Annotated in this window: 5 protein-coding genes and 1 pseudogene; 1 reads left to right on the forward strand and 5 read right to left on the reverse strand. The window is 67.0% G+C overall.

All coding sequences use genetic code 11. The features are described 5' to 3' along the window. Positions 1-203, reverse strand: a 203-nt coding sequence (locus GA0115259_RS32135) for a c-type cytochrome (protein ID WP_141716778.1), incomplete at its 3' end; no start/stop codon positions are given. Between the two features lie 70 nt (positions 204-273). Beyond that, positions 274-894, reverse strand: a complete 621-nt coding sequence (locus tag GA0115259_RS32140) for an aa3-type cytochrome oxidase subunit III (protein WP_093603499.1) — start codon at positions 892-894, stop codon at positions 274-276. Positions 895-1089: 195 nt separating this feature from the next. Between GA0115259_RS32140 and GA0115259_RS32145 the strand changes: the two genes are divergently transcribed. Continuing rightward, the gene (locus tag GA0115259_RS32145; protein WP_093603501.1) at positions 1090-1491 is read left to right on the forward strand and encodes a DNA-binding transcriptional response regulator; all 402 of its coding nucleotides are present in this window, start codon (positions 1090-1092) and stop codon (positions 1489-1491) included. Positions 1492-1612: 121 nt separating this feature from the next. On the opposite strand, the gene GA0115259_RS32150 is transcribed toward GA0115259_RS32145, so the two are convergent. The 3 genes and pseudogenes from GA0115259_RS32150 to GA0115259_RS32160 form a co-directional block, all read right to left on the reverse strand. Next, complete coding sequence (locus GA0115259_RS32150) at positions 1613-2863, reverse strand: L,D-transpeptidase (RefSeq protein WP_093603503.1); 1251 nt, start codon at positions 2861-2863, stop codon at positions 1613-1615. A 108-nt stretch (positions 2864-2971) separates the two neighbouring features. Then, on the reverse strand, positions 2972-3370 hold the full coding sequence (locus GA0115259_RS32155) for a cytochrome c oxidase subunit 4 (protein ID WP_093603505.1): 399 nt from the start codon (positions 3368-3370) through the stop codon (positions 2972-2974). Further along, positions 3367-3772 (reverse strand): annotated as a pseudogene (locus tag GA0115259_RS32160) (cytochrome ubiquinol oxidase subunit I); the annotation flags it as partial. The gene GA0115259_RS32155 and the pseudogene GA0115259_RS32160, both read right to left, overlap by 4 nt.

A 3772-nucleotide genomic window follows, 5' to 3' on the forward strand; every position in this document is an offset into this window, starting at 1 on the left:
CCGCCGGTTCCGTGGCAGCTTGCGCAGCCGACGGAGTAGAGCTTCTTGCCCTCCTCGATGGCGAGGGACTGGGCGGTCTCGTCAGCCTGTGCCGTGCCCGCGGGCGCGAACGCGGCGTACAGCCCCCCGGTGGCCGCCAGCGCGAGGAGTAGGACGACGACCGCCGCCAGCGGATGGCGTCGTCGTGCGGAGAGCTTTTTCACGGATTACCCCGGTGTCAGGATCTTCTGCGTCGGTGTTTCTGGATTGTGTGCGCTTGGGCGCGGGACCCGGCTACTTGATCAAGTAGATCGTGGCGAAGAGGCCGATCCAGACGACATCGACGAAGTGCCAGTAATACGACACGACGATGGCCGCGGTCGCCTGCTCGTGGGTGAACCTCTTGGCCGCGTAGGTCCTGCCCAGAACCAGCAGGAACGCGATCAGACCTCCCGTCACGTGCAGCCCGTGGAAGCCGGTCGTCAGATAGAACACCGAGCCGTACGGATCGGAGGACAGCGAGAGGCCGTCCTGCTTCAGAAGCTCGGTGTACTCGAAGACCTGACCGCCGATGAAGATCGCGCCCATCACGAACGTGACCACGAACCAGGAGCGGAGCTTCTTCACATCGCCGCGCTCCGCGGCGAAGACGCCGAGCTGGCAGGTGAGGGAGGAGAGCACCAGGATCGTGGTGTTCGTCGCCGAGAACGGGATGTTCAGGTGCGACGCCATCTCCTTCCAGTGCGCCGCGCCCATCACCGATCGCAGGGTGAAGTACATCGCGAAGAGGGCCGCGAAGAACATCAGCTCGGAACTCAGCCAAATAATGGTTCCGACGCTGGTGAGGTTCGGCCGGTTGACCGACGGGTGCGCGTGCCCGGTTTCTACTGTCGTTGCTGTCGCCACGACCGACATTATGTCGGTCGCTTATCCCGCCCTGACTCCGGGGGGTGCCGTTCGGTGTGTCCGTGGAGTGTGCCCAGCTCGAACGGGCCGGCGAACGGTGTCGGTACCCGTGCTGACTCGGTCTCCGACGGAGTAGCATCCGCGCATCGGTTCAGGGCGACGGAGCCCTGGAGCCCTCGCAGACACTGATGTCACGGAGGAACAATGCAGCCGACCGCCACGGTGCTGGTCTACAGCGACGACGCGAACACCCGCGAGCAGGTCCGGCTGGCAGCGGGACGCCGGCCGGCCGCCGACGTACCGCCCGTCGAGTTCCTGGAGTGCGCGACCCTGCCCGCCCTGCTGGAACAGCTCGACCGGGGCGGGATCGACGTCTGCGTACTGGACGGCGAGACGGTGCCCGCGGGCGGAATGGGCGTCTGCCGGCAGATCAAGGACGAGATCTTCAACTGCCCGCCCGTGCTGCTGCTCATGGGACGCCCGCAGGACGCCTGGCTGGCCACCTGGAGCCGTGCGGACGCGGCGGTGACGCTGCCGGTCGAACCGGTCGGCTTCGCGGACGCCCTGGCCGCCCTGCTCCGCCACCGGCTGGCCATCAGCGCCTGAGCGGACAGACGTCTGAGCTGACCGGAAACGGGCCAGGTCCTGCCGCCCACGAGGGACGGCAGGACCTGGGTGTCCGCCGACGTTGCCGAACCGGCTCTCCGACCGGCCGCCGGACCGGACTTCAGACCAGCGGGCGCAGGCGGGCCGGGTCTGCGGGGCTGGTGCCCTCCCTCGTCCCGGCGAGCAGAACGCTGCCCTCGCGCCAGTCCTCCCAGTCCACGTTCCAGTCGCCGAAGCCGTTGCCGAAGTCCTCCATGTAGTCGCCGGCGCTGTTGATCACCTGTACGAGATCGCCCTCCTGCACGTTCTCGAAGAACCAGGCCGCGTTCGCGGTGGACATGCCGACACAGCCGTGGCTGACGTTCGCGGATCCCTGCGAGCCCACGGACCAGGGCGCGGCGTGTACGTACTCACCGCTCCAGGTGACCCGGGTCGCCCAGTACACGGGAAGGTCGTAGCCCTCACCGCCGCCGATGCCGACGCTCGTACCGCGCATCCGTACGAAGTACTCCTTGCCCAGGATGACCTTGATGCCGTTACGGGTGGAGAAGCCGGGCTTGCCGGTGGTCACCGGGATGCTGGTGACCTCTTCACCGTTGCGGAACAGCGTCATGTAGTGGGAGCTGGCGTCGACGATGGCCTCGACGCGGTCGCCGGTGGTCAGCTTGAGCGGTTTGACGGCACCGCCGTACAGCTTGTCGCTGATCTTCACGCCCTGGAGGGTGCTGTAGGCGGTGACCTTGCCGTTCGCGGGCCAGTACTCCTTGGGCCGGTAGTGCAGCTCCTCGTCGTCCACCCAGTGCCAGGCGCCCTCCTCCGCCGCGGGATAGGCACGGACCTTCAGCGACCGTTCGATGACATCCCTGGCCTTCTTGTCCGTGATCGGCTGGCTGAGCGTGGCGGTGATGGGCTGGCCCACGCCGTACTCGCCCGCGTCCGGCCCGAATTCGACCGTGAGCGTCCGCTTGGCGGGCATGGTCTCGAAGGTGACCGTCCGCGAGCCCGGCTTGCCCTTCTTGTCCTCGGTGGCGACCTTGACGGTGTAGCGGGAGCCGGCCGCCAGTGGTGCCGTGGAATGCCAGCGCAGCCCGTCGGCGGTGAGTTCACCCGCCAGATAGTGGCCCGCCTTGTCGACGGCGTTGACGTCCGTGATCCGCTCGCCCTTGGCGGTCACTTCGAGCGGCTTGTTGGGATCGACCTTGGTGGCGCCCGCGGGCGTACTGAAGACGATCTTCCCCGGGGCGGCTTCACGCGGCTTCCCGGAGAGCGGGTGCGGCCCGTCGTCACTGCTGCACGCGCTGGCGCTCGCGCCAAGGGACACGACCAGCAGAGTGCAGGTGAGGACAGCGCGCAGACGTGGCGTGTGGTTCATGAGCACACGGTAGGAAGATCTTTCACTCAGCGCGCGACGAGAGGTACGAACGGGGGCCCGCCCTACTCCGTTCGAGTAAGGCGGGCCCCAGAAGGCACTACGCGCGTTCTACTGGTTCTGGCTCTCGCCCCGGTAGAACTCGAAGACCCAGCCCCACAGACCGACCAGGATCAGCGGCAGCGAGAAGTACAGCAGCCACCAGCCGATCGCGATCCCGAGGAAGGCCAGCGCGCCGCCGATGGCGAGCGAGAACGGCTGCCAGCTGTGCGGAGCGAAGAACCCCACCTCACCGGCCTCGTCCGAGACATCGGCTTCCTTGTTGTCCTGGGCCATCGCGTCCACCCGGCGGGCGGTGAAGGCCAGATAGAAGCCGATCATGACGCTCAGCCCGAAGGCCAGGAACAGCGCGGTCGTACCGGCCGGCTCCTTCGACCACACGCCGTACAGCACGGCGGCGGCCAGGATGAAGACGCTCAGCCAGATGAACATCTTGCCTTGGATCTTCACTTCCCGGCCTCCTTGCCACCGGCGAGGGCGGGCTCGCCGCCGTGCCCGACGCTTTCGAGCTGTTCGAGCGCGGCGACCTCCGGGTGGTGGAGATCGAATGCCGGGGATTCCGAACGGATCCTCGGCAGAGTGAGGAAGTTATGCCGCGGCGGCGGGCAGGAAGTCGCCCATTCGAGCGAACGCCCATAGCCCCACGGGTCGTCGACCTCGACCTTCTTGCCGTACTTGGCGGTCTTCCAGACGTTGTAGAGGAACGGCAGGATCGACAGTCCGAGGACGAACGAGCTGATCGTGGAAATGGTGTTCAGCGCGGTGAATCCGTCGGAGGCGAGATAGTCCGCGTAACGGCGTGGCATTCCTTCGGCGCCCAGCCAGTGCTGGACGAGGAAGGTGCCGTGGAAG

The organism is Streptomyces sp. MnatMP-M17, from assembly GCF_900091995.1.
Taxonomy (GTDB): Bacteria; Actinomycetota; Actinomycetes; order Streptomycetales; family Streptomycetaceae; genus Streptomyces.

Bases quoted from the DNA above. Each gene is read 5' to 3' on its own strand.
- GA0115259_RS32150 (WP_093603503.1), bottom strand. From the start codon at position 2,863: ATGAACCACACGCCACGTCTGCGCGCTGTCCTCACCTGCACTCTGCTG.
- GA0115259_RS32145 (WP_093603501.1), top strand. From the start codon at position 1,090: ATGCAGCCGACCGCCACGGTGCTGGTCTACAGCGACGACGCGAACACC.
- GA0115259_RS32140 (WP_093603499.1), bottom strand. From the start codon at position 894: ATGTCGGTCGTGGCGACAGCAACGACAGTAGAAACCGGGCACGCGCAC.